We start from the raw sequence: 26,498 nt of genomic DNA, 5'->3' as shown, positions 1-26,498 counted from the left end.
CAGCTACCGGGCGGCGGCCCGCTTCAGAATCCGCAGCTCGCCGTCGTCCGGATCCCCGAAGATCACGAACAGCTCGGGCGCACGATCCGTCCCGCTGACCCTCCAGGTCGTCTCGTCCCCACAGCCGCTGCCCGTGCCACTGCCCGCGCTCAGACGTACGACGACCTGCCCCCGAGTCTCGTACCGGCCTTCCGTCGCATATGTCCAGGTGCCGGCGCCGTCGCACACGGCCATGTCCTCGTCCGACCCGAACTCGCTCTCGGCGGGCATCCTCGCCAACTCGGCGCGTCCGCCCGGCAGGAGCCGCAGTTCCGCCCCGTCGTCGCCGCGCCAGACACCGGCGACCTTCGCGGCGGACAGCTCCGGAGGCTCGTACTCCTCGATCAGGCCGGTGGCGTCGGCCAGTTCCGCGCCCGCGAAGGCGAGCACGAACAGCGCGACGGAGCCCACCCCCGCCCACCACCAGACGCCCCCGGTGCTCCAGGCACTCCAGGTGCTCCGGAGGGTCTTTCGCCGCGTGTACGCCATCGCGAGGACGGGCAGGACTCCGAGCGCCGCGAGCACCAGGGCGACGGCGAGGAACGGCCAGTCCCACAGCAGGCCGGTCACCGCGGCCCACCCCGCCCCGACCAGCACGACACCCAGCAGATGCCGTCCCCAGCGCGGCCACCGGAGCCGGGCCAGGGCGAGGTCGGCGAGGATGACGCCCGGAAGGGTCTGTGTCCAGGCGTGCAGCAGACCCAGCACCGGCAGATACACGGGCGCGAAGAGGAACAGGCAGGCGAGGCCGAAGCCGCCGCCGTAGTCACGGCCGTAGGCGTCGGCGGCCAGGCTGTGGAACCACCACAGGAGAAAGGCGGCCGGGAGCTATGCCGCCCCGGCCGCGATGGCGGCGACCACCTCGGGTTCCGCCCGCTTCCACCCCGTGTTCGTACGCCCGTTCCCCCACCCCATGCCCGCAGCGTACGCAAGCGCACCGCCGGGTCCTCCCGCGCCCCGCACCCCTTCCCATCTGACATGCCGTCAGCTTCAATGGGGAGTGTGATGGGACATGCGGGGATGGCGGCAGCCGCCGTTCGTTACCTGAGGGCGGGGCCGGTCGAGGCGTTGCCCCGGCCCGAACTGCGTTGCGTCCGGGAGGATGAGCGGGCGCCGGTCGATCCGGGTGAGTTCCGGCGCGTGCTGGGAAGCTTCGCTTCGGGCGTGACGGTGGTGACGGCGCCTGCCGCGGAGGGTGAGGACGGGCCCGCGGGCTTCGCCTGCCAGTCGTTCTCCTCGCTCTCCCTCGATCCGCCCCTCGTCGCGTTCATGGTGGGGCGGACGTCCACGACCTGGCCGCGCATCGCCCGCGCGGGCGCCTTCTGCGTCAACGTGCTGAGCGCGGCGCAGGGCCCGTTGTGCCGTGCCTTCGCGAGGAGCGGCACCGACAAGTTCGCGGGCGTCGACCACGACGCCGCCCCCGTGTCGGGCGCCCCCCGCCTCGCCGGCACCCTCGCCTGGATCGACTGCGCGATCCACGCCGTCCACACAGGCGGCGACCACCTCATCGTCGTCGGCCGGGTGAACGCCCTGGGCGCGGGCGACGGCACGGACGAGCAGCCGCTGCTGTTCCACAAGGGCCGGTTCCTCTGACCGCTCCGCCGCCCCTCGGCGTCAGCGCACGTACTCGATGATCTGCATCATGCCTTCGTCCCCGTGCTCGATGTGATGGCAGTGCAGCATGGCGCGGCCGGTGAAGTCCTGGGCGCACAGCAGGAAGGTGATCGTGCCCTCCGGTGGGACGTCGACGGTGTCGTGCCAGACAGGTGTGGCCAGGCGGCGGTTGTCGACGGCGGTGACGAGAAAGTGGTTGGTGTGCAGGTGGAAGGGGTGATGGCCGTGACCGCGACTATGGGAGTCGTTGGTGACCGTCCACTGCTCGACCTCGCCCAGGCGGATGCGCTGGTTGACGTAGTCGGGTGAGAAACGGCCCCAGGCGAGATCGCGTCGGCCGGCCTCGGGGTCGGCGGGCGGGGTCTCGCCGTCGCCCAGAATGCGGTAGGCGTTCGGGAAGGGGCCCGGAAAGACGTCCTCGTCGGTGCGGAAGATCAGGGTGCGGTTGCGGGTCGGCTCGGGCATGTCGGTGGGTCGGCCGGGCAGGCTTTTCGGCAGCGGCATCGGTTTGGGGCGGGCTTCGCCGGTGACGACGAGCGTCAGCAGCGGCCCGGAGGCGCCGCCGCCGGTCAACCTGTAGGTGCCGGGCTTGCCGCCGCGGATCAGCAGATCGGTTCGCCCGCCCATCGGCAGGGTCAGTCCGGTGGTGGTGACGGGGTTCATGAAGGTGATGCCGTCGCAGGCGATCTGGTGCATCTCGTGCCCGCTCAGGCTCAGGAAGTGAGCGCTGACCGGCCCGGCGTTGACGACCCTCCAGCGTTGGACCTCCCCCGGGGCGATGGTCAGCACGGGGTTCAGTGCGCCGTTGACGAGGAAGGTCGAGGGGGTGTCGTCACAGGTGGCCTGCGACGTCAGATCCGGCACCCGTCCGGCGGACACCTTGAGTTCGCTGATACAGACGACGACGTCCTTGGCGGCGGCGATCTCGGGCACCTGGTCGATGTCGCCCTCGACGATGATCACGCCGCTCATGCCGCTGAGCAGTTGGGTCGCGGTGGATCCATGATGATGGGGGTGGTACCAGAACGTACCGGCCGGATGCCCCTCCGGGACGTTGATGACGGTGCGGTAGGTCGTGGTGTCGCCGGGCGTCTCGGCGGGCTCGAAGGCACGGAAGACGTTGTCGGCGTCACCGGTGGGGTCCACCTCCAACCCGTGCGTGTGCAGGTTGAAGGTGTTGAAGTGATGCGGGATGTTGGCGTCGTCCTCGTGCGGCCCGGTGTTCGGCGGCAACGCGTTGACCTGCGTGATCTCGAGCGAGTCGCCCGGGCGCACCCGTAGCGTCGGCCCCGGGACCGACCCTTCGTAGGTGCGCGTGAGCACCTTGCCGACCCCGGGAATCTTCAGCTCGGTGAACCGGACGGTCAACCGGGTCGTCAGCCTCCCCGTGGACGGCGACGTCCTGCGCATCGCCGGCTGCGGAAAGGGGACGGCGGCAGCCTGCCCCGCCGCCGCCGCGTGCGGCGCCGCCGCCGCGGGCGACCCCGTCACCGCGCCGGTCACGGTCGCCCCGGCGGCGGCGACCGTCAGGCCCTTCAACACACCACGACGGTCCAGAGAAGTCATGAATCGCCTCCACGGGCAACAGACGGGCAGCACAGCCGTACGTCACGGAATGTAGCCATATGATACGTGGAGTAGTCGTCCAGACGCGGTGCTTGCGCTCGCGTCGGCGAGCCGGGACGGTCAGTAGGCCGCCCGCGGGGGTTGACGGGCCGCCCGCTCGTCGAAGTCCTCGCGAGCCGCCCGGATGGCGTCGATGTTGGTCTGCGACCAGTCGGTGATGCTCTGGATCAGTCCGCCCACCTCCCGCCCGAGCCCGGTGAGCCGGTACTCCACGCACGGCGGCACGGTCGGGTACACGCTGCGCGTCAGCAGGCCCTCGCGCTCCAGCGAGCGCAGGGTCTGGGTCAGCATCTTCGGTGTCACGCCGTCCAGCCGCCGGCGCAGTTCGGCGAACCGCATGGGCCGGCCGTCCTCCAGTGCCACCAGCACCAGCATGGTCCACTTGCCCGCGATCAACTCCAGCACGGCGCGGGTGGGGCAGTCGCGGAGAAAGACGTCCACGCCACCGTGTTTCCTCAGGTCGAAGCCGGTATCCATGAAGAACCTCGATATCAGACAAGTGCCTTCTTCCGCGCGGACATCGCACAGGCCGACGATGGGACGTATCGCACCCCGCCGACGAGGAGTCCTGATGTCCGCCCGTATGCACGCCATCGTCCAGTCCGCGTTCGGCGGCCCCGAGGTGCTCGTCCACACCGAGACCGACGTGCCGGAACCCGGCCCCGGCGAGGTGCTGCTGCGGGTCGCCGGCGCCGGGGTCAACCCGGGCGACGCGGTCCTCAGGGCCGGCGGCGTGCCCGGGCTGGTCACCCTGCCGTGGACGCCGGGCAACGACGTGTCCGGCGTCGTCGAGCGGGTCGGCGAGGGCGTGACACGGTTCGCGCCGGGCGACGAGGTGTACGGCATGCTCGCGGTCACCGGGCGCGGCGCGTACGCCGAGTTCACCGCCGTACCGGCCGACGCGCTGGCGGCCGCGCCGAAGAACCTCGACCTGGTGCACGCCGGGGCCGTACCCCTCGTCGCGTTCACCGCCTGGCAGGCGCTGACCGTGCTGGCGCGGGTCCGGCCCGGCGACCGGGTGCTGATCCATGCGGCGGCGGGCGGCGTCGGCCATGTCGCGGTGCAACTCGCCAAGGAGCTCGGAGCCCATGTCATCGGCACCGCGCGGGCGGCCAACCACGACTTCCTGCGCAAACTGGGCGCCGACGAACTGATCGACTACACCGCCACCGACTTCCGGACCGCCGTCGCCCCCGTGGACGTCGTCCTGGACCTGGTCGGCGGTGCGTACGGGCCCCGTTCCCTCGACGTGCTCCGGCCGGGCGGCCTGCTCATCGGCGCGTCGATCGACCCGGGAACGGACGAACAGCAGGCCGCCACCCGCGGTCTGCGCTACGTCTGGGTCACCGCCGAGCCCTCCGGCGAGGTCCTGGAACAGATCACCGACCGCATCGAAGCGGGCCGCCTCCAGATCACCGTCGACCGCGTATACCCCCTGACCGAAGCCACCGCGGCCCACCACGCGATAGAGGAAAAGCGCACCACCGGAAAAATCATCCTCGCCCCATGACAACCCAAGCCGCCCCCACGGCGGCGACGACAGCCGCGGGCGGCGCACGGGCACGGCTGGAGCGGGACCGGGCGGGGCGGGATCGGGCAGCGTCGCGGTCGGGCGAGGCGAGACCGGGCAGCGTCGCGGTCGGGCGAGGCGAGGCCGGGCAGCGTCGCGGTCGGGCGGGGCGGGACCGGGCAGCGTCGCGGTCGGGCACGGCGAGACCGGGTAGGGCGAGGCCGGGCAGGGCGAGACCGGGCAGGGCGAGACCGGGCAGCGTCGCGGTCGGGTAGGGCGAGACCGGGCGGGGCGAGACCGGGCAGGGCGAGACCCGGCAGCGTCGCGGTCGGGCGGGGCGAGACCGGGCAGGGCGAGACCCGGCAGCGTCGCGGTCGGGCGGGGCGAGGCCGGGCAGGGCGGGGCGAGGCCGGGCAGGGCGGGACCGGGGGGCGGTCTCAGGACGGTGTCGGGGCGGTGAGCGGGGCGGTGAGCGGGGCGGTGAGCGGGGCGCGGCGCCGGATGACCAGTGCCATCAGCGCCGCCGCCGCGCACAACGCGCCCGACGCGTACCAGACCACGTCGTACGAGCCGAAGGCGTCCCGCGCCAACCCGCCCAGGAAGGCGACCAGGGCCGCGCCGATCTGGTGGGAGGCGAGGACCCAGCCGAAGACGATCGCGCTGTCGTCGCCGTAGTGCTCGCGGCACAGGGCCAGGGTGGGCGGGACGGTGGCAACCCAGTCGAGGCCGTAGAAGACGATGAAGAAGATCATCGGCGGGCGCACGGAGGGGTCCAGCAGCATCGGCAGGAAGAGCAGCGAGAGGCCGCGCAGCGCGTAGTACACCGCCAGCAGCCGGCGCGGCTCGAAGCGGTCCGTGAACCAGCCGGAGGCGATCGTGCCGACCACGTCGAAGACGCCGATCACCGCGAGGAGCGAGGCCGCTGTCGTGACCGGCATGCCGTGGTCGTGGGCCGCCGGGACGAAGTGGGTCTGGATCAGGCCGTTCGTCGAGGCTCCGCAGATCGCGAAGGTACCGGCCAGCAGCCAGAACGGCCCCGTGCGGACCGCCGAGAAGAGCACCCGCAGCGTGCGTCGCGCGGCGCCCTGCACCGGGGACGGCTTCGGCACGAACTCCTGTGCCCCGTACGGCTTCTGGCCGACATCGGCCGGGTGGTCCCGCAGCAGCAGCCACACGAAGGGGACGACGGCGAGCGCGGCCAGCGCCACCGTCACGGCCGCCGGACGCCAGTCGTAGCGCGTGACCATCCACGACAGCAACGGCAGGAAGATCAGCTGGCCGGAGGCGGAGGCCGCGGTCAGGATGCCGCTGACCAGGCCCCGGCGTGCTGTGAACCAGCGCTCGGTGACCGTCGCCGCGAAGGCCAGCGCCATCGAGCCCGAGCCCAGACCCACCAACAGGCCCCAGTACAGCAGCAGTTGCCAGGCCGCCGTCATCCACACGGTCAGAAGCGAACCGACCGCGATCACGGTCAGGGCCACGGCGACCACCCGACGGATGCCGAAACGATCCATCAGCGCCGCCGCGAACGGGGCCGTAAGGCCGTACAACGCCAGGTTGATCGAGACCGCCGCGCCGATCGTGCCGCGCGACCAGCCGAAATCCTCGTGCAGCGGATCGATGAGCAGCCCCGGAAGCGACCGGAAGGCGGCCGCACCGATGATCGTGACGAAGGTGACGGCGGCGACGAACCAGGCGCGATGGACGCGGATACGGGACGGCTGCTTCCGCCCGAGCCCCGCGGGGGCCGCGGGCGCCTCGGGGGCCTCGGGGGCTGACGGGGCTTCAGAGGCTCCGGGCGCTTCAGGAGCTTCAGAGGCTCGGGGCGCTTCAGAGGCTCCGGAGGCTTCAGGGGCTTCGGCTGTCTGGGTCACGTCACACAGCATCCGATGTCCGTCTTCTCCCAACGAGTGGCCCGAGCGACAGCATTCGCTAGGATCGGGCCATGCGTCGTCCCACGGAGCACGGCTTCCGCCCCCACCGCGTCGTCGTCCTCGCCCTCGACGGCCTCCTCCCCTTCGAGCTGGGCATCCCGCACCGCATCTTCGGCCGTCCCAAGGACGCCGAGGGACGGCACCTGTACGAGGTCGTCACCTGCTCCATCCGGCCACCGGGACCCGTCGAGACGGACGCCGACTTCGCGATCATGGTCGCGAACGGCCCCGAGACCCTGGCCGCCGCCGACACCGTGATCGTCCCGGCCAGCTACGAACTCGGCCCGGTCTTCGAGGAGGGCGTGCTGACCGACGACCTCGCCGCCGCCCTCGCCCACATCCGGCCCGGCACCCGCCTCGCCTCCATCTGCACCGGCGTGTACGTCCTGGCCGCCGCCGGCTTCCTCGACGGCCGCCCCGCCACCACGCACTGGGCCGACTCCGACCGCCTCCAGCAGCTCTTCCCGCAGATCGACGTCGACCCGGACGTCCTGTTCATCGACGACGGCGACGTCCTCACCTCCGCCGGCGTCGCCGCCGGCATCGACCTGTGCCTGCACATGGTGCGCCGCGACCACGGCACCGCCGTCGCCAACGACGTCGCCCGCCGTACGGTCGTACCGCCGTACCGCGACGGCGGCCAGGCGCAGTACATCGAGCGCCCCGTGCCCGATCCGCAGACGGCGACCACGACCGCCGCCCGCGCGTGGGCGCTGGGCCGCCTCCATGAGCCGATCCAGCTGCGCGACATGGCCGAACAGGAGGCCATGTCCGTGCGGACCTTCACGCGCCGCTTCCGCGAAGAGGTCGGGATCAGCCCCGGCCAGTGGCTCACCCAGCAGCGCGTCGAACGGGCCCGGCACCTGCTGGAGTCCAGCGACCTGTCCGTCGACCAGATCGCCCGGGACGCCGGTTTCGGCACCGCCCAGTCGATGCGCCAGCACCTACAGGCGGCCCTCGGGGTCACTCCGACCACGTACCGCCGCACCTTCCGAACCGGAGTCGACGGCCCGGGAGTCGGCACGACCGGGCGCAACTGGAGCAACGGAACCAGCGGACCCAGCGGACCCAGCGGACCCAGCGGAAACGGCAGCAGCAGAAGCGGCCGAGCCGTCGGAACCGGCGGGAGCGGCAGAACCGGCGGAGGCGGCGGGGGCGGCGAAGGCCGCGGCGGGATCGGCACCCTGCGCTGAACGGTCGGCGTGCCGTGTCTCGCCCCACCAGCCGAGCGCGGTCAGCGCCAGGGTCAGAACCACCCCGGCCAGGATCGCGGTCGACGGCGCCACCACCTGGAGCAGGGCGCCGGCAAGCGACCCCGTCGCCGCGTAACCCGCCCCCGCCGCCGCGTACATGACGGAGTAGCCCGCGGCCAGGGCACCCGGCGGCAGGGCCTCGCGCAGGGAGAGGTTGCGGGTGAGCATCGCGCCCGTCTGGAGCGTGCCGCCCACGGCCAGCGCCGCCGCGATCCCGACCGCGCCCGGTATCAACGCGGCGAGGGTCACACAGACCGACGTCCCCGCCATCAGCACCACACTGCGGGTGCGCAGCAGCCCCGGCCACGTCCGCAGCCCGTAGACGAACCCGCCGAGCCCCCCGCCCACCGCCATCCCGGTCAGCAAGGGCCCGGACCAGCCCACCCCCACCCCCCGCTGTTCAAGCAACGCCGGCAGGACAAGCTCGGCCAGCCCGAGCAGGGTCAGACTCGCCGCGCCCGTGACATACACCGGCCAGGCCCCGGCCAGCACCCGCAGTCGCGCCCCGCCACCGCCGGTGTGGTCCGCACCCCAGGCGGCCGGCAGAAACCACAGGCCCGCGACCGACGACGCCATCAGGGCGGCGGCCAGCAGCAACGGGACGCGCGGCGCGACGCCGAGGGCCAGCCCGGCGACCGCAGCCGGCGAGGCGGCCCACACACCGGCCGTCAGCATCGACTCGACCGACAGCGCCTGCGCCGCCGACCGCTCCGGGACCAACGCGGTGAGCAGCGTGCGCAGCCCGCCGGTGGCGGCGGCCGGAGCGGCCCCGGCCACGAGCGCGAACCCACCGAGAACAGCGGGATGCGCGCCCGGTAAGCCCCCCAGTCCCGCGAACCCGACGGCCCCGCACCCAAGCCCGACGGCCAGATGAACCCGGGCCCGCTCATGCCGCAGCCGCATCCCGAGAACCGGAGCGCCCACGATCTCGCCGATGACATACGCCGCCGCGAGCATCGCGCCCAGCGAGTAGCCGCCGGACCGCTCGCGCACCAGGAACACCAGGGCCAACGGGGCCATGGCAACCGGCATACGAGCGCCGACGGCGGTACAGGCCCAGATCAACACCTGTCGGGAGACGACATCGCGGTAACTCATGAACCGACCGTAGGCGGTATCCCTGACACGGCCCACGGGTTTCCCGACCCTGTGGACAACCCCGCCGGGGCGAGTACCGGCGCGACGGCCTCTTGTCCTTCGAAGACCGTTACCCGCCTGCGCCGCCCATCAGAGCGTCGGCAGCTGGTCGTACATCCGGAAGGTGTAGGTCGCGTCGTACGCCATCAGATTCTCGCTCGACGCCGGCAGGCCGAGCCGCCGGTTGAGTGGCACTGTCAGCAGCCCGCAGCCTTCAGCGGCGGGGGCGACGAAGGCGTCATCGTACGCCGAGAACTTGATCACCGGCGGATCCTGTGAGACCCACTGCGAAGGGCCCGACCGCTTCAGCTGAAAGTCGACCGGCGCGCTCGCCCCGATGATGCATCCCGGTGGCAGCAGCGGGCTCAGCAGCCGGAAGCGCAGGCTGAACTGCCCGGTATAGAAGTCGGATCGGCCACCGTACTCCGGCTTGATCGCCAATCGAGGCTGCCGCGAGTGCTCACCGGCCGCACTGCCTGTCAGTCCGCCTGGAACGGCGGTCGCTGCACCGTGCATCGCACCCCAAACTTGCCCATCGCTACCGTCCGGCATGGGCCCCTCGGCATGCGTCATGGTGATCGGAGCGAGAGTCACGCTGATCTTGCCCATCGTCAACTTCGGTGCCGCAGTGTGCACTTCACATCTCCAGCGGGCGGGGTCGACCCCGGTGGGGAGGGCCGGGCAGTCGCTGAAATCGACCGCGGACGGGGCCGCGGCGGCACTCGGCTCGGCGTACGCAGGACTCGGCGTGTACACGCCCGCAAGACCTGCCAGGGCAGCGGCGCCGGCGAGGGTGACCGCGACGCGGCGGGCGAGAGACGGGCGGGGACCATCGGCAGTGTTCGACATGATCAACAGTGTGCTGGCCATGACCGGCCACCCGCTATCAGTGACTCCCCTGCCGCACCCCTGAACCGACCCTGATGACTCGTCAGGGTCCACCCGGACGGACGGTCGAACGGGACAGCCGTCCGAACGCCAGAACGCCAGAACGTCAGAACGTCAGCACCCCCCGCGCCACCCGCCCCGCCTCCGCGTCCGCCGCCGCCTTCTCGAAGTCCTCGACCGGATAGGTCTGCGTCACGAGTTCGTCGAGCAGCAGTCGGCCCTCGCGGTACAGCTCGGCGTAGAGGGCCACGTCCCGCTGGGGCCGTGAGGCACCGTAGCGGCAGCCCAGGATCGACTTGTCCAGGAACAGCGAGGAGACGAGGAAGGACGCCTCGGCGGTCGCGGGCGGCACCCCGAGCAGCACCGCCTGCCCGCGCCGGTCGAGCAGGTCGATCGCAGCCCGGATCAGCTCGACCCGTCCGACGCACTCGAAGACATGGTCCGCACCCGTCGGCAGCAGATCCCGCACGCCCGCCGCAGACGTCAGGAAGTCGGTCGCCCCGAACTGCCGCGCGACCGCCTCCTTCGCCGGATTGGAGTCCACCGCGACGATCCGCAGCGCCCCCGCGATCCGCGCCCCCTGCAGCACGTTGAGCCCGATCCCGCCCGTCCCGATGACGACGACGCTCTCCCCGTGCCCCACCCGCGCGCGGTTGAGCACGGCTCCGACGCCGGTCAGCACCCCGCATCCGATGAGCGCGGCCGACGTCAGCGGGATGTCCTTGGGGATGCGCACCGCCTGCACGGCCTTGACGACGGTCCGCTCGGCGAACGCGGAGTTGGCCGCGAACTGGTACACCGGACTCCCCGCGCGCGTGAACGGCTTCTGCGGGCGTCCGATGGCCTGTCGGCACATGGTCGGCCGACCGCGGTCGCACTCCGCGCAGGCACCGCAGTTGGCGAGCGTGGACAGCGCGACATGGTCCCCGGGGACGACATGTATGACGCCCGCGCCGACCGTCTCCACCACGCCCGCGCCCTCATGCCCGAGGACGACGGGAGCAGGGAAGGGAATCGTCCCGTCGACGACCGACAGGTCGCTGTGGCACAGCCCCGCCGCCGAGATCGCGACCAGCACCTCGCCCGGCCCCGGATCCCGCACCTGAAGATCGTCGACGACCTCGGCCCGCTTCCCGTCGAACACCACGCCTCGCATCAGACGACCCCCTTGCGCTCTCTGGGCAGGCCGAGCACCCGCTCGGCGATGATCGTGCGCTGGATCTGGTCCGAGCCGCCGTAGATCGTGTCGGCCCGGGAGAACAGGAACAGGTACTGCTCGTCGTCGAGTTCGTACGGCGAGGACGGCGACCAGTCCACCGGTCCGACGCCCGCCGCCGCCCCCCGTACCTGCACCGCCACCTCCCCCAGCCGCTGATGCCAGCCCGCCCACAGCAGCTTGGCCACGCTCGGCGCGCCCGGCCCGCCGGAGCCCCCCAGCGTCCGCAACGCGTTCCACCGCATGGTGCGCAGCTCGGCCCACAGCCGCACCAGCCGATCGCGTACGACGGGGTCGTCGGCCGCACCCGTCTCGACGGCCGTACGCACCACCCGCCCCAACTCCTCGGCGAAGCCGATCTGCTGGGCGAGGGTCGACACCCCGCGCTCGAAGCCGAGGAGACCCATCGCGACCCGCCAGCCGTCGCCCTGCGCGCCCACGACGTGTTCCACGCGCGCGTGCGCCCCCTCGAAGAAGACCTCGTTGAACTCGCTGGTCCCGGTCAGCTGCCGAATGGGCCGCACCTCGATCCGCCCCGGCTGGTCCATGGGCACGAGAAGGAAACTCAGCCCGCGATGACGGGTGGACTCCGGGTCGGTCCGCGCCAGCACGAAGCACCAGTCGGCCTCATGGGCGAGCGAGGTCCAGATCTTCTGCCCGGTGACGCGATACGACCGCCCGTCGGGGGCGAGTTCGGCTTTCGTACGGACTCCGGCGAGGTCCGACCCGGCGCCCGGCTCGCTGTACCCCTGGCACCACAGCTCGGCGCCGGCGGCGATGGGCGGCAGGAAGCGCGCCTTCTGCTCCGCCGTGCCGTGCGCGAGGAGGGTCGGCGCGAGCAGGTTCTCCCCGATGTGCCCGGAGCGGGGCGGGGCCCCCGAGCGGGCGTACTCCTCGGCCCAGGCGACCTGATGCGTAAGACTCCCGCTGCGATTCCCGTACCCGCCTTCCCCCCACCCGAGGCCGATCCATCCGGCCGCACCGAGGGTGCGTTCCCAGGAGCGCCGGTCGCCCGCGGGCGGGGTGCTCGCCTTGAGCCAGGCACGCGCTTCGGCACGGAACGCCTCGTCCTCGGCGGTGAATCCAAAGTTCACGGAGCTCTCCTCTCGGCGCTGGTCGCGACGATCACCCCAGGGGCGCGGGACTGTACCGATGTGCGGCTCCGCCGCGTGGGCGCGACCAGCCGCGACCAGTCGCGACCGGCCCGCAGTCGCCGGACGGCACATTCCCCGAGCTACTGGGCGTTCGGCCGGCTCCCCTCCCGCGCGGCCCGGGCCATCTCCTCCAACCGCTCCAGCATCGGCATCGGATCGACCCCGACGGTCCCCGGCAGCACCTCCGCGATCCGCTCCGGCGACCACGCCCCCTCCGCATACGCCGCACGCAGTTCCCGCGGCTGCGCCCACACCGCGATCTTCGGCCCGGCCACCGTGTAGACCTGCCCCGTCACGCCCGCGTCCCGAGCCCGGTCCGACAGCAGGTACACCACGAACGCGGCCACGTCCTCCGGCTCCCCGATCTCCGTCAACTCCATGGGCACCCCCGCGGACATCCGCGTCCGCGCGACCGGAGCGACCGCGTTCGCGGTCACCCCGTACCGGTGCAGGCCGAGCGCGGCGCTCCGTACGAGCGAGATGATCCCGCCCTTGGCCGCGCTGTAGTTGGCCTGGGACACCGAGCCCTGGTGGTTGCCGCTGGTGAACCCGATCAACGTGCCCGCGCGCTGCCCCCGCATCACCGCCGACGCCGCCCGGAACACGGTGAACGTGCCCTTCAGATGGGTGGCGACGACCGGGTCCCACTCCTCCTCGGACATGTTGAACAGCATCCGCTCGCGCAGGATCCCGGCCACGCACACGACCCCGTCGAGCCGCCCGTACGACGTCAGCGCGGTGTCGACGACCCGCTGTCCGCCCGCCATCGTCGAGATGTCGTCGGCGACGGCGACCGCCTCGCCGCCCGCCGCCTCGATCTCCTTGACGACTGACTCGGCGACCTCGCTCGTGGGCGCGGCACCGTCCACACCCACGCCGTAGTCGTTGACGACGACCCGCGCGCCCTGCGTTGCCGCCGCGAGCGCCACCGCCCGTCCGATGCCACGCCCTGCCCCCGTGACGGCGACGACCTTGCCGGCCAAGAAGTTCCCCACGCCCGGCCCCCTCCCACAGTTTCTGACGGACCGTTAGATTTGGGTTGCGAGGTACAGGTTGACCCGTCAGTCGGTCGGGGACAAGCCCCGGGGAGGCATGGAATGACACTGCCGGTCGAGTTCCACGACATCGCGAAGCGCGTCAACAACTGGGGGCGCTGGGGGGCCGACGACGAGATCGGCACGCTGAACCTCGTCACCGACGACGTCGTCCGCGCGGCCGTCGCCGAGGTCCGCACCGGCCGCCGCGTCCCGCTCGCGCTGCCCCTGCGGGAGGACGGCGTGCAGAGCGGGCTGATCCCGGGCCGGGTCAACCCCCTGCACGCCATGGTGCAGATCAACCAGGAGATCTTCGGGCCGGGCACGGTGGCGTGCTCGGACGACGCCGTGACGATGGGCCTTCAGGCGGGCACCCACTGGGACGCGCTGACGCACGTCTCGCACTCGGGGAAGCTCTACAACGGCCGTCCTGCCACCACCGTCACCGCGCACGGCGGGGCCGAGTTCAGCGGCATCGACAAGGCGCGGCACGTCGTCTCGCGCGGGGTGCTGCTCGACGTGGCACGCGCGCGTGGCGTCGACCGGCTGGCGGGCGGGCACGCGGTCACCCCGGAGGACCTGGAGGCGGCCGAGGAACTGGGCGGCACGCGCGTGCGTGCGGGCGACATCGTGCTCGTACGGACCGGGCAGGTCCAGGTCTATCTGGCCGGCGACAAGCAGGGGTACGGCTTCCCCTCGCCGGGGTTGTCGGTCCGCACCCCGGAGTGGTTCCACGCGCGCGATGTGGCCGCCGTCGCCAACGACACCCTGACCTTCGAGATCTTCCCGCCCGAGATCGACGATCTGTGGCTGCCCGTGCACGCGCTCCACCTCGTGGAGATGGGGATGCTGCAGGGCCAGAACTGGAATCTCGAAGAGTTGTCCACAGCCTGTGGACAAACCGGCCGGTACGCGTTCCTGCTGTCGGCCATGCCCGAGCCGTTCGTCGGCGGGACGGGAACTCCGGTGGCCCCGGTAGCCGTTCTCTGAACACCACAAACGCCACGAACGCCGCGAACGCCACGCCACGCCACGAGCACTCGAACCCTCAACCCCCGACCCGCGAACCCCGTCCCCCGGACCCCCGACCCTCACAGTCCCCGACATCCACGTACAACGTCGGCTGGCGGCGCGCAGCTGCCCGCCCCGAGCACGGCACCGCGCACCGCCATCCGACTCGGCGTACCCCCCACTCTCGGCTTCCCTCGAGCGGGGGCCCCATCGACTCCCCTCGGCCCTGAGGGAACCGACGCCGAATCGCGACCCACACTCGGCGAGGGCCTCCGTCACCGAAGCCCTCGTCGTCCCCTCACGGCGAATCGCTGACCACAAGCGTGATCAAACGGACACGTCACGTCAACACCCGAACGGAGATTTATTACTTACGCCCCATTTGCGATGACCGCGCACGGAAGCACAACCAGGCGCACCGACCCATGACCGCCAAGGCCGACAGCGCTTTCTGCGCCCGTGCTCCACAACCTGCCGAACCTCCCGCGCCGTGCGCCCATCAGGAGGGAGGACCCCGAGGAACACCCGGGCCGCTCAGACCACCTCGAAGGCGAACCCTTCGCAGGCCGACTCCTGGCCGGCCGCGCTCCCGCACTCCGTCGCGTCCCCGTGGCCCACCGCGTTCCCGTGGCCCACCGCGGCCCCGTGGCCCACCGCGGCCTCGTCGGACCCGGCGCAGCGGTCCAGTTCGCACCAGATCCGCTTGCCCGCGCCCTCGACGCTCCACCCCCAGCGGTCCGCCAGGCCGTCCACGAGGGCCAGGCCGCGGCCGCCGGTCGCGTCGTCACCGGCACACCGGGGCACGGGGGCCCGGTCGCTGGTGTCGGCCACCTCCAGGCGGACGATGGACGGTTCGGCCGGGTCGTCGGCCGCCTCGCCCTCCGACACGGACGGCAGGGACAGCCGCAGCACGGCCGGACAGCCGGTGTGCACCACGGCGTTGGTGACCAGTTCGGAGACGAGCAGGATCAGCGTCTCGGCGAGCGGCTCCTCGTCCCCTATCCCGGACCCGACAAGACGCGAACGGGCCCACCTCCGGGCGCGCCCCACCTCGGCGGGGTCGGGCCGGATCTCCAGCTGCACCTTAAGCACCTGCACCGCTCACACCATCCGAACCGGCGGACACATGGCCGTGCGCCACGCAAGCCACGCGAGCCGCGTGAGCACCATGACGACGGGGGCCACGATCGTAGCCATTTTCTGCATGGCCAGAACAACAGCCAGAGGCAGGGTGACGGAACGTGAATCCCTTACGAGACAGCTTGGTTGACGTACAGTCACCTCAACAAGCGCTTCGGGCATATTCCAGCGCGAAGGAGTACCCGTGCGGCATACTGTGCGACGCTCGTCGCGGGGAGTCGAACAGGCGGGGGCCAATTGCCCGTCCGCCCAGCAAGTGGCGGCGCGCACCGCCGAATCCGGCACCGCCCCAGGGGCACCGCCGGCATGGCTCATGCTCGGAACCACTCGCATCCCACAGAAGGTACCGGAGCGACGCTCCGACTCCGGGCCGTGACGGGTCACGCATCGGACACAACCCGATATCAACGCTCCGTGATTCCGGTATGCCACAATCCGCGACATCCGTACGACCGTCCGACCGGCCCCCCGGCCGTCACCGCAGGCAGCAGGCGTCGTACGCGGTCAACGACCCACCCCTGACAGCAGGTCATCCGCGAGCAGTTCCTCACTCTCCGTAGCGGATCCCGCACGTCGGGTGCGCACCCAGGCCCGCTTGAGCAGCAGATGTACGTCCGACTCCCAGGTGAAACCCATGCCGCCGTGCACCTGGAGGCAGTCGCGCGCACCGCGCACGGCGGCCTCGTCGGCGAGGAGTCGGGCCGCCGCGATGTCGGCCGGGTCGGCGGTGACGGCGGCCGCGTAGAGCGCCGCGCGGGCCACCTCGACCCGCACCAGCAGCTCCGCGCACAGATGCTTGACCGCCTGGAAGGCCCCGATCGGCTGTCCGAACTGCTCACGCGCCCGGGCGTGTTGCACGGCCAGCTCGCACGCGCGCGTGGCCGTGCCGACCTGCTCCGCGGCGGTGAGGAGGACGGCGACGGGGTCCACGGCGACCGATGCACCCGCGCCGCCCGCCTTGACCCGGTGCAGCGGCGTCAGCGGGTCCACCGACCGCACCCGCACGGCCCCCTCGACGTCCTTCACGCCCTTGAGGCCCTTGAGGCCCGTGAGACCCGTGAGGCTCTCAAGATCCTTGAAGTCGCCGGCTCCCCGGGCTCCCCCGACTCCCCCGGCGTCCCCAGCACCCCCGCTGCCCCCGCCACCCCCGCCACCCCCGCCACCCCCGCCACCCCCGCCACCCGCAAGGACGACGTCCGCCTCCGTCAGCCACTCCACCATCCCGCCGCCGTCCACCGCCGCGACGACTGCCTCCCCCTCGGCCGCGCCGGGCACGTGTCCTGCCGCGAGGTGGGTGGCGATCAGCGGGCCGGGGAGCAGGGCTCGGCCCGCCTCCTCGAACGCCAACACCGCTTCGGGGAGGCCCAGTCCGACCCCGCCGTCCGCCTCGGGCAGCCGCAGTGCGAAGAACCCGGCCGCCCCCAGCTCCCGCCACAGCGCCCGGTCCAGCCGCCCCGGCCGGTCCACGGCGGCCCGCAGCGCCGTACGGTCGAAGCGGCGCGCAAGCAGCCCCCGTACGCCGTCCCGCAGCGCTCGCTGATCTTCCGTCAGTTGGAAACGCATGGCAGAGAGTTCACCGCCCCTTCGGCAGCCCCAGGATCCGTTCGGCCACGATGTTGCGCTGGATCTGCGAGGTGCCGGCCGCGATGGTGTACGACAGCGAGGAGAGCCGGTCGCCGACCCAGGGGTGGTCGAGGTCGAGACAGGCGTCGCCCAGGACGTCGGCCGCGGTGTCGTACAGGTCCTGGCGCGCCTGCGAGTACCTCAGTTTGAAAACCGAACCCCCGACGCCCGGCAGGCCCCCCGTGGCCTGCGCCTCGCTCACGTTCCACTGCGTCAGCCGCCACAGCGCCCTGAACTCGGCGTTGAGGCGGCCCAGCCGCCGCCGTAGCGCGGGATCGTCCCAGCGGCCGTTGCTCCGTGCCTCGCGGGCGAGTTCGCCCAGCACCCGGCGGCAGGCGACGACCTCGCCGACGAAGGCGGTGCCGCGCTCGAAGGACAGCGTCACCATCGTCACCCGCCAGCCGTCGTTCTCCTCGCCCACCCTGTTGGCCCCCGGCACCCGCACCTCGTCGAGGAACACCTCGGCGAACTCGGCGGACCCGGCGAGGGTGCGCAGTGGCCGCACCGTGATGCCGGGCGCGTCCATGGGCATCGCCAGCCAGGTGATGCCCTTGTGCTTCGGCGCGCCCGGGTCGGTGCGGACCAACAGCTCGCACCAGTCGGCGACTTCCGCGTGCGAGGTCCAGATCTTGGAGCCGCTCACCACGTAGTCGTCGCCGTCGCGCCACGCGCGCGTGCGCAACGCCGCGAGGTCGGAGCCGGCGTCGGGCTCGCTGAAGCCCTGGCACCACACCTCCTCGCCGCGCAGGATCGGCGGCAGCCAGCGCGCGCGCTGCCCGGCCGTCCCCTCGGCGGCGATGGTCGGCCCGGCGTGCAGGAGTCCGACGAACCCCGCCCCCACATAGGGTGCGCCCGCCTTCTCCGTCTCCTCCAGGAAGATCAGCCGGACGGTCGGGGAGGCGTCCCAGTGGACGTCGGCGTATCCCGCCTCGTACAGCCTGCGCTGCCAGCCGAGGTCGTAGGCGCGGCGGCCGGGCCAGTCGTCCGGGGACGGCTTCGGCGGGAGCGTCGGCAGCGCCTTGCCGAGCCAGTCCCGCAGCCGGGCCCGGAACTCCGCGTCCTCGGGGCTGTCCGAGAGGTCCATCAGCTGTCGAGGTCCAGGTCCAGCATGCGGATCGCGTTGCCCCGCATCAGCTTGTAGACCGTCTCGTCGTCGAGGCCCTTGACGTGGTCGAGGGCGACCTCCTTGGTGTGCGGGAAGGTCGAGTCGACGTGCGGGTAGTCGGTCTCGAAGGTCGCGTTGTCGCGCCCCACGACGTCCAGCGAGGCGACGCCGTGCTTGTCGCGGAAGAAGCAGCAGAAGATCTGCCGGTAGTAGTACGTGGACGGCGGCTCGGGGATGAGGTCGCGGACCCCGCCCCACGCGCGGTGCTCCTCCCAGACGTCGTCGGCGCGCTCCAGGGCGTACGGGATCCAACCCATCTGGCCCTCGGAGTAGGCGAGTTTGAGGCGCGGGAAGCGGACCAGGACCCCGCTGAAGAGGTAGTCCATCATCGAGGCCATGGCGTTGTTGAAGGACAGGGACGCCTGGACGGCCGGGGGGGCGTCCGGTGAGGCGGCCGGCATCTGCGACGACGAACCGATGTGCATGTTGACGACCGTGCCCGTCTCCTCGCACACCGCGAAGAACGGGTCCCAGTACCCGGAGTGAATGGACGGCAGCCCCAGATGGCTGGGGATCTCCGAGAACGTCACCGCGCGCACCCCCCGCTCGGCGTTGCGCCGGATCTCCGCGACCGCCAGCCCGACGTCCCACAGCGGGATCAGGCACAGCGGGATCAGCCGACCGCCGCTGCCCCCGCACCACTCCTCGACCATCCAGTCGTTGTAGGCGCGCACGCAGGCCAGCGCGACCTCCTTGTCGTGGGCCTCGGCGAACGTCTGCCCGCAGAAGCGCGGGAAGGACGGGAAGCAGAGGGAGGCCTCGACGTGGTTGAGGTCCATGTCGGCCAGGCGTGCCTTCGGATCCCAGCAGCCGCGCCGCATCTCCTCGCGGGTGATGCCCTCCAGCGTCATCTCGTCGCGGTCGAAGCCGACGGCGGCGATGTTGCGCTTGTACGGGAACTTCAGGTCCTCGTAGATCCACCAGTCGGTGGGCTGACCGTCCGGGTCCATCGTGATCTGGTACTTCCCGGCGACGTAGGCGAGCTCGCCGATCCCGGCGGTGAGGGGCTGCGGCCCCCGGTCCCGGTACCTGCGCGGCAGCCAGGTCGCGAAGAGGTGCGCTGGCTCGATCACGTGGTCGTCGACGCTGATGATGCGGGGCAGTTCGGTCATGGGACCCCCACTCATGAATCCACTCATGAATCCACTCACATCCGATGGACGTATCGATCGGGTGTATCTGATGGACGTATCGGTCGGATGTATCTGATGGACGTATCTGATGGACCGTCAGATTCGGTGTACCAAGAAGGCTAGTGCGACCCCCCTGGACCAGCAAGGCACCGGGCTCTACGCTCTGCCCACGATCTGACAGGCCGTCAGCTTTAGGGGGCCGCCGTGACCGACACCGCCCGCGCGCTGAGCGCGTCCCGCACCCTCTGGGAGCTCCTCGCCCGCCGCGCCGACCTCACCCCCGACCGCCAGGTCCTCCTCCAGGACGACCGCGCGCTCACCTTCGGCGAGCTACGCGCGCGTGCCGAGCGGACGGCGGCCGGACTGCACGACCTGGGCGTCCGCCCCGGCACGGTCGTCGCCTGGCAGCTGCCCACCCGCCTCGAAACGGCCGTCCTGTCCTTCGCCCTGGCCCGCCTCGGGGCCGTGCAGTCACCCGTCATCCCCTTCTACCGCGACCGCGAGGTCGGCTTCGCGCTGCGCGAGTCGAAGGCGGAGTTCTTCGCGGTGCCGGGCGTGTGGCGGGGCTTCGACCACACCGAGATGGCGCGACGGCTCGGCGCGAAGGGCGTCTTCGAGGCGTACGACGACCTCCCCGAAGGGGATCCTGCGGTCCTCCCCGCCCCGCCCGCCGACGGCGTCTCGGTGCGCTGGATCTACTGGACCTCGGGCACCACCTCCGACCCCAAGGGCGTGCTGCACACCGACCGTTCGCTGATCGCGGGCGGATCGTGTCTCGCGCACGCGCTGCACCTGTCGGCGGACGACGTCGGCTCCATGGCGTTCCCGTACGCCCACATCGCCGGCCCCGACTACACCGTCATGCTGCTGCTGTACGGCTTCCCGGCGGTGATGTTCGAGCACTTCGCGCTGCCGGACGCGCTGGAGGGCTACCGACGGCACGGGGTGACGGTCGCGGGCGGGTCGACGGCGTTCTACTCGATGTTCCTCGCCGAGCAGCGCAAGCAGCCGGGGGTACCGGTGATTCCCACCCTGCGGCTGCTCGCGGGCGGCGGCGCGCCCAAGCCGCCGGAGGTGTACCACGCCGTCGTGCGCGAGATGGGCGTGCAGCTCACGCACGGGTACGGGATGACCGAGGTGCCGATGATCACCATGGGCGCGCCGGACGACACCGCGCAGAACCTCGCGACGACGGAGGGACGGCCGCCCGAGGGCATGGAGATACGGATCGCGGAGGGCGGGGAGGTGCGGCTGCGCGGGGAGGCCGTGTGCCGGGGCTATCTCGACCCCGCCCAGACCGCCGAGGCCTTCGACGCGGACGGGTTCCTGCGCACCGGCGACCTGGGGCACGTGACCGACAGCGGTCACCTGGTCCTCACCGGGCGGCTGAAGGACGTCATCATCCGCAAGGGGGAGAACGTGTCGGCCAAGGAGATCGAGGACCTCCTCGCCGCCCACCCGGCCGTCGGGGACGTGGCGGTGATCGGCCTGCCGGACACGGAGCGCGGGGAACTGGTGTGCGCGGTGGTGGAGCGGGCGGCGGACGCCGGGGAGCCGCTGACTCTGGAGGCGGTCGCCTCCTATCTGCGCGCGGCCGGACTGTCCGTGCACAAGCTGCCGGAGCGGCTGGAGGTGGTGGACGCCCTTCCGCGCAACGACACGCTCAGGAAGGTGCTCAAGTACAAGCTGCGGGAGCGCTTCTCCGGGTGAGTGTCACTCGGGGACGGTGAAGTAGCGGGCGAACGCGGGCACGATCTCCGCCTCGCCGACCTTGCCGTCCGCGTCGGCGTCGAGAACCGCGGCGGCCCCGCGGGCGACCTCGTCGGGAGCGCCGAGGGCCTTGAGGACCCGTACGGTGTCCGCGACCGTGGCCCGGCCGTCGCTGTCGGCGTCGGCGATGTCCAGGGCCGCGTGCAGGAAGGGGCGGGCGATCTCGGCGAACCGCTCCGGGTTGTCGCGCAGGCGCTTGACCGCGCCGTTCACGAACTCCTCCCGGGTGATGCGCTGGTCGCCGTCCCGGTCGGCGATGCCGGCCATGCCCTGCCAGAACGCCTCGGCGCCGGCATACAGGGCCTGTCCCTTGTCGGAGCGGGCCGCGACGTCGAACTCGGCGAGCAGCGCCTTGGCCGCCGCACCGAAGTCCGCCCGGTCGATGTAGCCGTTGCCGTCCTGGTCGAAGGTGGCGAACCGGGCGGCGATCCTGCGTTCGTACTCACTGCTGACCATGTCTTGTCGGCCGCCTTACGTCATCACGTGGGGATACTTCCGGCAGGAGCGTACGACGCCGGCGACGCCCCGACAGCGGGAAGGCGACGTCTGTACCCAGACCGGGGGAGTTCCGGTACGCGGGTGTGGCAGAGCGGACCCCGGACTCTCGCCGGTCCCCGGTGAGCGGGTTCCGGCTGCGCATGGCACGGTTGCGGCTACGCCGAGCGGGTTCCCGCTACGCCGAGAGCGGTTCCGTCCCGTCGTCCACGGCGTCGGCGAGGTCCCCGTAGACGTCGAAGAGGCGGCGGACGCCCAGCGCGCCCAGGACCCGGTTGACGTGCGAGTCCTCGGCCGCGCCCCGCGCGGGGAGGATCAGGCGCAGCCGTCCCCGGCAGGAGCGGATGAGACGGCGGGACGCGATGAGCACGCCGACGCCGCTGGAGTCGCAGAAGTACACCTCGGAGAGGTCCAGGACGAGACTGTGGCGGCCCTCGGCCACCTCGTCGTGCACCCGCTGCCGCAGCACCGGCGACGTCACCAGGTCCAGCTCGCCCGACACATGGAGCACGGCCCATCCGCCCTGCTCGCCGCCGGTCACTTTGAAGGCCACCACCACGCCCTTCGTTCGCTGTAGCTCGCTGTAAACGGAAGCTGTCCCTTCGCTTCCTTGCAGCGCGGCTGCCCAGCGGCCGTGCCCCGAAACACCGAAGGAAAAACAGAAACCAAAGGAAGGAGGCTTGTTTCCGTCATATCCAGTCCGGTTCGATCCTTAACTGTCGGGTAGGCGCGGCCCATACCAGGCACTCACGGACAGGGGGCGCACATTGAAACAAAGGGGCGTGCATAACCGGACGTGCCGACTACATTCGAGGTGACGGTGGACGCAGGCTGGACACAGGCACGGCCGACGACACGAGCACGTGCCTGGGCATGGGTGAGGGGGCCGCATGGCGAAGAGGGACGCACCGCCCCGCTGGGACCGCAAGATGCAGCAGCGACTCGCACGCGGTGAGGCGGCCGCCCTCGGCGAGCTCTACGACCGTTTCGCTTCACTCGTGCACGGTCTCGCCCACCGCGTGCTCGAAGACGAACGCGCGGCCGACGGCATCACCCGCGAGGTCTTCGCCCACGTCTGGGAACACCCCGACGCCTACGACCCCAAGCAGGGCCCCCTGCGCACCTGGGTCGCCGCACTGACCCACCGCCTCGCCGTACAGCGACTGCACGCCACCGAGACCGCCGCACTGGCCGAGACCGGCCACGGCTCCGCCGAGGCGACCGAGGAACTGGAGCGCAGGGTGCGGCACGCCTCCGTCGCCGCCCGCGCCGACTACATAGTCCAGGCCATGCCCGCCCCGTTGCGCGCCGCCCTGGAACTGGCCTACTTCCAGCGCCGCGACTACCGCCAGACCGCGGCCGACCTCGGCGTCACCGAGGACGAGGCCCGCCGCCGGCTCCGCCTCGGACTGCAACTCCTCTCCACCGCCCACGACGCCCCGTCCCCCGGCGCACCCCCCGGCTACGGGGGTGCGGCGTGAGCGGCACGAACGGCTTCGAGCCGTACGACGGCGAGAACGAGGAGGACAGGAGGAACGGGGAGAACGGCAGGAACGGGGAGAACGGAGCGAACAGGGGCGACGCGAAGGCCCGCGATGAGACGGGGAAGACAGAGGGAACGGACGAGGAGAGCGTGGACACGAACGCCAAGGACGGCACCCCCGCGCCCGCACCCACGCCCCGCATCCCGCTCCCCCGCGCCTCCGTGGAGGACAGCGGCCTGCCGTTGCCCGTACTGGAGGAGCCGGCCTCCCCGGCACCGCCACCGCTCACCCTCGAACACCCCGTGCTCAAGTCCCTGCTCGGCGCATGGGCGCTGGCCGCCTGCTCGGCCGAGGAGACGGCCGCCGTCGAGGAGCACCTCGGCGACTGCGGAGCCTGCGCCGACGAGGCACGGCGACTGCGTGAGGCGGTCGGCCTGCTCCAGCGCCCCGAGAGCCTCGACCTCGATCCCGGCCTGCGCACCCGCGTCCTCGACGGCTGCCTGGACCGACGCCCGCCCCGTATCCCGGTGCCCGCCTGGGCCGCGTCCTACGACGCCGAGACCGCGCGGCTCGACGCGCTGCTCCAGGACTTCGGGGACGCCGAGTGGCACGCGCCCGTGCGGCTGCGCTGGTTCCGCGGCGACGGCGAGACCTACCGCCGGACGACCGTCGCCGGCGTCATCGCCCACCTGCTCGCCGTGGACGGGCTGGTAGCGGTGGCACTGGGTCTCGACGACCCGCTGGAGGCCGTCGAGAAGACGGGCGAGCGGGCGGGGTCGGTGGACCGCCCGCTGGACACTCCCGCCCGCCGCACCGAGGCGTTCTGGGCGGGCTCGCACTTCCCGCCCACCCGTTCCGTGCGCACCCCCTGGCGCGAACAGGCCCACGGCCTCGTGCGCATGGTCTCCTTCACCGACACCGGGACCGACACCAGCACCGGCACCCTGCCCGTCTCGTACGGCGGCTTCGAGCTGCCCCTGCGGGACGCGATGCTGGACCGCGCCTTCGAGTGCTGGGTGCACGCCGAGGACATCGCGGAAGCCGTCGACTACCCCTACGCGCCGCCCGCCCCACGCCACCTACACGGCATGATCAACCTCGCCGCGCGGATGCTCCCGGAGACGCTCGCGGCCCGCCGCCGGGCCGGCCTCGCCACCCCCTCGCACACCCGCCACCTGGTGCCCGCCGGCCGCCCCGGCCGCAGCCTGCGCCTGGAGATCGAGGGCTCGGGCGGCGGCCAGTGGCTGATCCCCCTGGACTCCCCCGGCGCGGTCGGCTCCGCCGACCACGAGGTGGCCCACGTGGCCCTGGACGACGTCGAGTTCTGCCGCCTGGCCGCAGGCCACGTATCCCCGGAGGAGGCGGCGGCCGGCCAGTTGGGCGACCGCGCCGCAATCAGGGACGTACTGTTCGCGGCGGCGGCGCTGAGCAGGATGTAGGCGGATGCGGGGGGGGGAGACGCACGCCGTCCGGTGTCATTGCCGTCCGCAGGGACGGTGCGCTTCCGGACAGACGAACCGCATAACGCCCCTCAGCCCCACGCCGGTTCCGCTGCCACTCGGCACCGAACCTGCTTCCCGATCGCCGACCTCCGGACGTTCCACCCAGGCGCGAGCAGGTCGACCATCCCGAGTCCCCGCCCGCTCTCCGCCTCCGCACTGTCGAGCAGCGTCGCTCTGCGCCTCGGCAGAGCACCGGGGTCCGGGTCGTGGACGTTCACGGCGATGCCGTACGACGTCACGTACACCTCCACCACGAGCGGCACGTGTTCACCGCAGGCCCGCACCGAGTTGCCGACGAGCTCGGAGAGAACAAGCTGCGCGGAGTGGACGACGTCGGCGTCGACACCATGAGCGAGCAGTTCGGCGCCGGTCAACGCCCTTACTGCGCCGAGGTGTTGCTGCGACGCACAGATGTGGGCGGCGAAGCCCTGGGGGCGGGGGCGGAGGTAATAGCCGGGGGTGAGGTTGGGGGTGGGCGCGAGGGTGGGGGTTGAAACAGAGTGCATGCCGCCTCCTTGCGGTCATGGCGTGCCAGGCCGACAAATGCGGCCGGTGCACGTCGACTTGCTCCAGAGTGACGGTTTCACACATTGCCTCGCAACCTTGTCACCCGAAATGCATAACCGACTCTTTGTTCCCGTCGCTACGACATCGTCAGCGGTGCCATGCTGTCGCCATGCCAAACGTGCGCCCTGTACCGACCGTCCGCCGCCGACGCCTCGGCCAGACCCTGCGGCAGTACCGCAACGCGGCCGGCTTGAGCCTCGACGTGGCGGCACAGACGATGGGCTGGATCGGCCCGAAGCTCTCCCGCATCGAGACAGCGAACGGCTACATCCGGCCCACCGAGGTCGCCCCGCTACTCAAGGCTTACGGAGTGCTCGACCCGGAAGTCGTCTCGGCGCTGGAGGCCCTTGCCAAGGACGCGCGCAAACAGGGCTGGTGGCAGACGTACAGCGGCATCGTGTCCCCTTCCTACGCGGACTACATCTCGCTCGAATCGGACGCCGACAGCATCCGCGAGTTCTCGCCGCTACTCATCCCGGGGTTGTTGCAGACGGCCGCGTACGCGCGCGAGAGCATCGCGACTCACGCCATCACCCGCACGCCGGAGGAGGTACTGGCACTCACCGAAGTGCGCCAGGCCCGCCAGGCCGTTCTGACCCGGCCCGATGGCCCGCTGAAACTCTGGGCCGTGATCCACGAGGCGGCGCTGCACCAGCGCTTCGCCCTCCGCCCCACGACCATGCGCGACCAGCTGCGACGGCTGCTCGACGTCGCCGACCTGCCCCATGTCACGCTCCAGGTGATGCCGTTGGACGCGACGGCACACCCGGGAAACATCGGCGGGTTCAGCCTCGTCAGCTTCCCTTCACCGATGCCCGCCGTAGTGCTACTGGAGAATCTCATCGGCTCGTCCTACGTTGAGGGCGTCGGCGATGTTCGAACCTTCGCCGACGCCTTCGAACGCATCGTCGCGGCAGCGCTGCCGACCGATGACTCGTTGGCACTGATCGCCCGCATCGAGGAGAAGCAGCGCAAGTGAGCGACAACACCAAGTCGGACCTGTACGCCGTCGACCTGACCACGGCGATATGGCGCAAGGCATCAGCCAGCGGCGGGGAGGGCAACTGCGTCGAGGTCGCCCAACTCCCCGACGGCGCAAGGGCCGTCCGTGATTCCAAGAACCCCGGCCGGGCCCCCCTCCGCTTCACCGCCTCGGAGTGGACGGCCTTCCGGGAAGGCGTCATCGCCGGGGAGTTGTGACCC

24 protein-coding genes are annotated in these 26,498 nt (G+C 71.7%); 9 read left to right on the top strand and 15 right to left on the bottom strand.

Translation table 11 applies throughout. The features are described from left to right. Positions 1 to 3: 3 nt before the first annotated feature. Entirely contained in the window at positions 4 to 759 is a 756-nt protein-coding gene (locus ACZ5SK_RS11185) for a hypothetical protein (protein WP_468575840.1), read from the bottom strand. A 285-nt stretch (positions 760 to 1,044) separates the two neighbouring features. On the opposite strand from ACZ5SK_RS11185, the gene ACZ5SK_RS11180 reads away from it, so the two are divergent. After that, positions 1,045 to 1,632, top strand: a complete 588-nt coding sequence (locus ACZ5SK_RS11180) for a flavin reductase family protein (protein WP_334579051.1) — start codon at positions 1,045 to 1,047, stop codon at positions 1,630 to 1,632. A gap of 21 nt (positions 1,633 to 1,653) precedes the next feature. On the opposite strand, the gene ACZ5SK_RS11175 is transcribed toward ACZ5SK_RS11180, so the two are convergent. Then, positions 1,654 to 3,219: a multicopper oxidase family protein gene (locus ACZ5SK_RS11175; protein ID WP_334579050.1), complete on the bottom strand. Its 1,566-nt coding sequence runs from the start codon at positions 3,217 to 3,219 to the stop codon at positions 1,654 to 1,656. A gap of 120 nt (positions 3,220 to 3,339) precedes the next feature. Beyond that, the gene (locus ACZ5SK_RS11170) at positions 3,340 to 3,756 is read right to left on the bottom strand and encodes a winged helix-turn-helix transcriptional regulator (protein WP_334579049.1); all 417 of its coding nucleotides are present in this window, start codon (positions 3,754 to 3,756) and stop codon (positions 3,340 to 3,342) included. A gap of 94 nt (positions 3,757 to 3,850) precedes the next feature. On the opposite strand from ACZ5SK_RS11170, the gene ACZ5SK_RS11165 reads away from it, so the two are divergent. Then, positions 3,851 to 4,789, top strand: coding sequence for an NADP-dependent oxidoreductase (locus ACZ5SK_RS11165; RefSeq protein ID WP_361702295.1), 939 nt, complete (start codon positions 3,851 to 3,853; stop codon positions 4,787 to 4,789). A gap of 437 nt (positions 4,790 to 5,226) precedes the next feature. Here the strand turns inward: ACZ5SK_RS11165 and ACZ5SK_RS11160 are convergent, their stop codons facing one another. Beyond that, complete coding sequence (locus ACZ5SK_RS11160) at positions 5,227 to 6,501, bottom strand: MFS transporter (RefSeq protein WP_334581286.1); 1,275 nt, start codon at positions 6,499 to 6,501, stop codon at positions 5,227 to 5,229. A gap of 233 nt (positions 6,502 to 6,734) precedes the next feature. On the opposite strand from ACZ5SK_RS11160, the gene ACZ5SK_RS11155 reads away from it, so the two are divergent. Beyond that, the gene (locus ACZ5SK_RS11155; RefSeq protein WP_468156321.1) at positions 6,735 to 7,916 is read left to right on the top strand and encodes a GlxA family transcriptional regulator; all 1,182 of its coding nucleotides are present in this window, start codon (positions 6,735 to 6,737) and stop codon (positions 7,914 to 7,916) included. A gap of 1,287 nt (positions 7,917 to 9,203) precedes the next feature. Here the strand turns inward: ACZ5SK_RS11155 and ACZ5SK_RS11150 are convergent. The 4 genes from ACZ5SK_RS11150 to ACZ5SK_RS11135 form a co-directional block, all read right to left on the bottom strand. Next, positions 9,204 to 9,983: a hypothetical protein gene (locus ACZ5SK_RS11150; RefSeq protein ID WP_334579046.1), complete on the bottom strand. Its 780-nt coding sequence runs from the start codon at positions 9,981 to 9,983 to the stop codon at positions 9,204 to 9,206. A gap of 124 nt (positions 9,984 to 10,107) precedes the next feature. Next, on the bottom strand, positions 10,108 to 11,157 hold the full coding sequence (locus ACZ5SK_RS11145; protein WP_361702289.1) for a Zn-dependent alcohol dehydrogenase: 1,050 nt from the start codon (positions 11,155 to 11,157) through the stop codon (positions 10,108 to 10,110). After that, complete coding sequence (locus ACZ5SK_RS11140; protein WP_468575836.1) at positions 11,157 to 12,311, bottom strand: acyl-CoA dehydrogenase family protein; 1,155 nt, start codon at positions 12,309 to 12,311, stop codon at positions 11,157 to 11,159. Before ACZ5SK_RS11140 ends, ACZ5SK_RS11145 begins: the two co-directional genes overlap by 1 nt. 140 nt (positions 12,312 to 12,451) lie before the next feature. Then, positions 12,452 to 13,366, bottom strand: a complete 915-nt coding sequence (locus tag ACZ5SK_RS11135; protein ID WP_361702287.1) for an SDR family NAD(P)-dependent oxidoreductase — start codon at positions 13,364 to 13,366, stop codon at positions 12,452 to 12,454. Positions 13,367 to 13,468: 102 nt separating this feature from the next. Between ACZ5SK_RS11135 and ACZ5SK_RS11130 the strand changes: the two genes are divergently transcribed. Continuing rightward, positions 13,469 to 14,395, top strand: coding sequence for a cyclase family protein (locus ACZ5SK_RS11130; protein ID WP_334579042.1), 927 nt, complete (start codon positions 13,469 to 13,471; stop codon positions 14,393 to 14,395). A gap of 555 nt (positions 14,396 to 14,950) precedes the next feature. Here the strand turns inward: ACZ5SK_RS11130 and ACZ5SK_RS11125 are convergent. The 4 genes from ACZ5SK_RS11125 to ACZ5SK_RS11110 form a co-directional block, all read right to left on the bottom strand. Continuing rightward, a complete protein-coding gene (locus ACZ5SK_RS11125; RefSeq protein ID WP_334581284.1) occupies positions 14,951 to 15,499 on the bottom strand; it encodes an ATP-binding protein in 549 nt (182 codons plus the stop codon). A 561-nt stretch (positions 15,500 to 16,060) separates the two neighbouring features. Then, positions 16,061 to 17,119, bottom strand: a complete 1,059-nt coding sequence (locus tag ACZ5SK_RS11120; protein WP_468575834.1) for an acyl-CoA dehydrogenase family protein — start codon at positions 17,117 to 17,119, stop codon at positions 16,061 to 16,063. 10 nt (positions 17,120 to 17,129) lie between these two features. Further along, a complete protein-coding gene (locus ACZ5SK_RS11115; RefSeq protein ID WP_334579040.1) occupies positions 17,130 to 18,263 on the bottom strand; it encodes an acyl-CoA dehydrogenase family protein in 1,134 nt (377 codons plus the stop codon). Further along, positions 18,263 to 19,456 carry an amidohydrolase family protein gene (locus ACZ5SK_RS11110; RefSeq protein ID WP_334579039.1) on the bottom strand — a complete coding sequence of 398 codons (1,194 nt, stop codon included), beginning with the start codon at positions 19,454 to 19,456 and terminating at the stop codon, positions 18,263 to 18,265. The genes ACZ5SK_RS11115 and ACZ5SK_RS11110 overlap by 1 nt, the downstream gene beginning before the upstream one ends. Before the next feature lie 225 nt (positions 19,457 to 19,681). On the opposite strand from ACZ5SK_RS11110, the gene ACZ5SK_RS11105 reads away from it, so the two are divergent. Further along, positions 19,682 to 21,187, top strand: coding sequence for a class I adenylate-forming enzyme family protein (locus ACZ5SK_RS11105; RefSeq protein ID WP_334579038.1), 1,506 nt, complete (start codon positions 19,682 to 19,684; stop codon positions 21,185 to 21,187). A 3-nt stretch (positions 21,188 to 21,190) separates the two neighbouring features. Here ACZ5SK_RS11105 and ACZ5SK_RS11100 read toward each other — a convergent pair whose 3' ends face one another. Both ACZ5SK_RS11100 and ACZ5SK_RS11095 read right to left on the bottom strand, forming a co-directional pair. Beyond that, complete coding sequence (locus ACZ5SK_RS11100; protein WP_079661579.1) at positions 21,191 to 21,703, bottom strand: EF-hand domain-containing protein; 513 nt, start codon at positions 21,701 to 21,703, stop codon at positions 21,191 to 21,193. A 217-nt stretch (positions 21,704 to 21,920) separates the two neighbouring features. Then, positions 21,921 to 22,301, bottom strand: a complete 381-nt coding sequence (locus tag ACZ5SK_RS11095) for an STAS domain-containing protein (protein ID WP_334579037.1) — start codon at positions 22,299 to 22,301, stop codon at positions 21,921 to 21,923. A 331-nt stretch (positions 22,302 to 22,632) separates the two neighbouring features. Between ACZ5SK_RS11095 and ACZ5SK_RS11090 the strand changes: the two genes are divergently transcribed. Both ACZ5SK_RS11090 and ACZ5SK_RS11085 read left to right on the top strand, forming a co-directional pair. Continuing rightward, on the top strand, positions 22,633 to 23,223 hold the full coding sequence (locus tag ACZ5SK_RS11090; protein WP_334579036.1) for a sigma-70 family RNA polymerase sigma factor: 591 nt from the start codon (positions 22,633 to 22,635) through the stop codon (positions 23,221 to 23,223). Next, on the top strand, positions 23,220 to 24,665 hold the full coding sequence (locus ACZ5SK_RS11085) for a zf-HC2 domain-containing protein (protein WP_468575831.1): 1,446 nt from the start codon (positions 23,220 to 23,222) through the stop codon (positions 24,663 to 24,665). Before ACZ5SK_RS11090 ends, ACZ5SK_RS11085 begins: the two co-directional genes overlap by 4 nt. Before the next feature lie 92 nt (positions 24,666 to 24,757). Here ACZ5SK_RS11085 and ACZ5SK_RS11080 read toward each other — a convergent pair whose 3' ends face one another. Next, positions 24,758 to 25,234: an ATP-binding protein gene (locus ACZ5SK_RS11080; RefSeq protein ID WP_334579034.1), complete on the bottom strand. Its 477-nt coding sequence runs from the start codon at positions 25,232 to 25,234 to the stop codon at positions 24,758 to 24,760. A 170-nt stretch (positions 25,235 to 25,404) separates the two neighbouring features. Between ACZ5SK_RS11080 and ACZ5SK_RS11075 the strand changes: the two genes are divergently transcribed. Together ACZ5SK_RS11075 and ACZ5SK_RS11070 are read left to right on the top strand one after the other, a co-directional pair. After that, positions 25,405 to 26,274 (top strand): helix-turn-helix domain-containing protein, encoded by an 870-nt coding sequence (locus ACZ5SK_RS11075; RefSeq protein ID WP_334579033.1) that lies wholly within the window; start codon positions 25,405 to 25,407, stop codon positions 26,272 to 26,274. Beyond that, positions 26,271 to 26,495 (top strand): DUF397 domain-containing protein, encoded by a 225-nt coding sequence (locus tag ACZ5SK_RS11070; RefSeq protein ID WP_334579032.1) that lies wholly within the window; start codon positions 26,271 to 26,273, stop codon positions 26,493 to 26,495. Before ACZ5SK_RS11075 ends, ACZ5SK_RS11070 begins: the two co-directional genes overlap by 4 nt. Positions 26,496 to 26,498: the final 3 nt, after the last annotated feature.

The organism is Streptomyces sp. NPDC031474, assembly GCF_055581185.1.
This window is presented reverse-complemented; position numbering and strand designations above follow the sequence as displayed.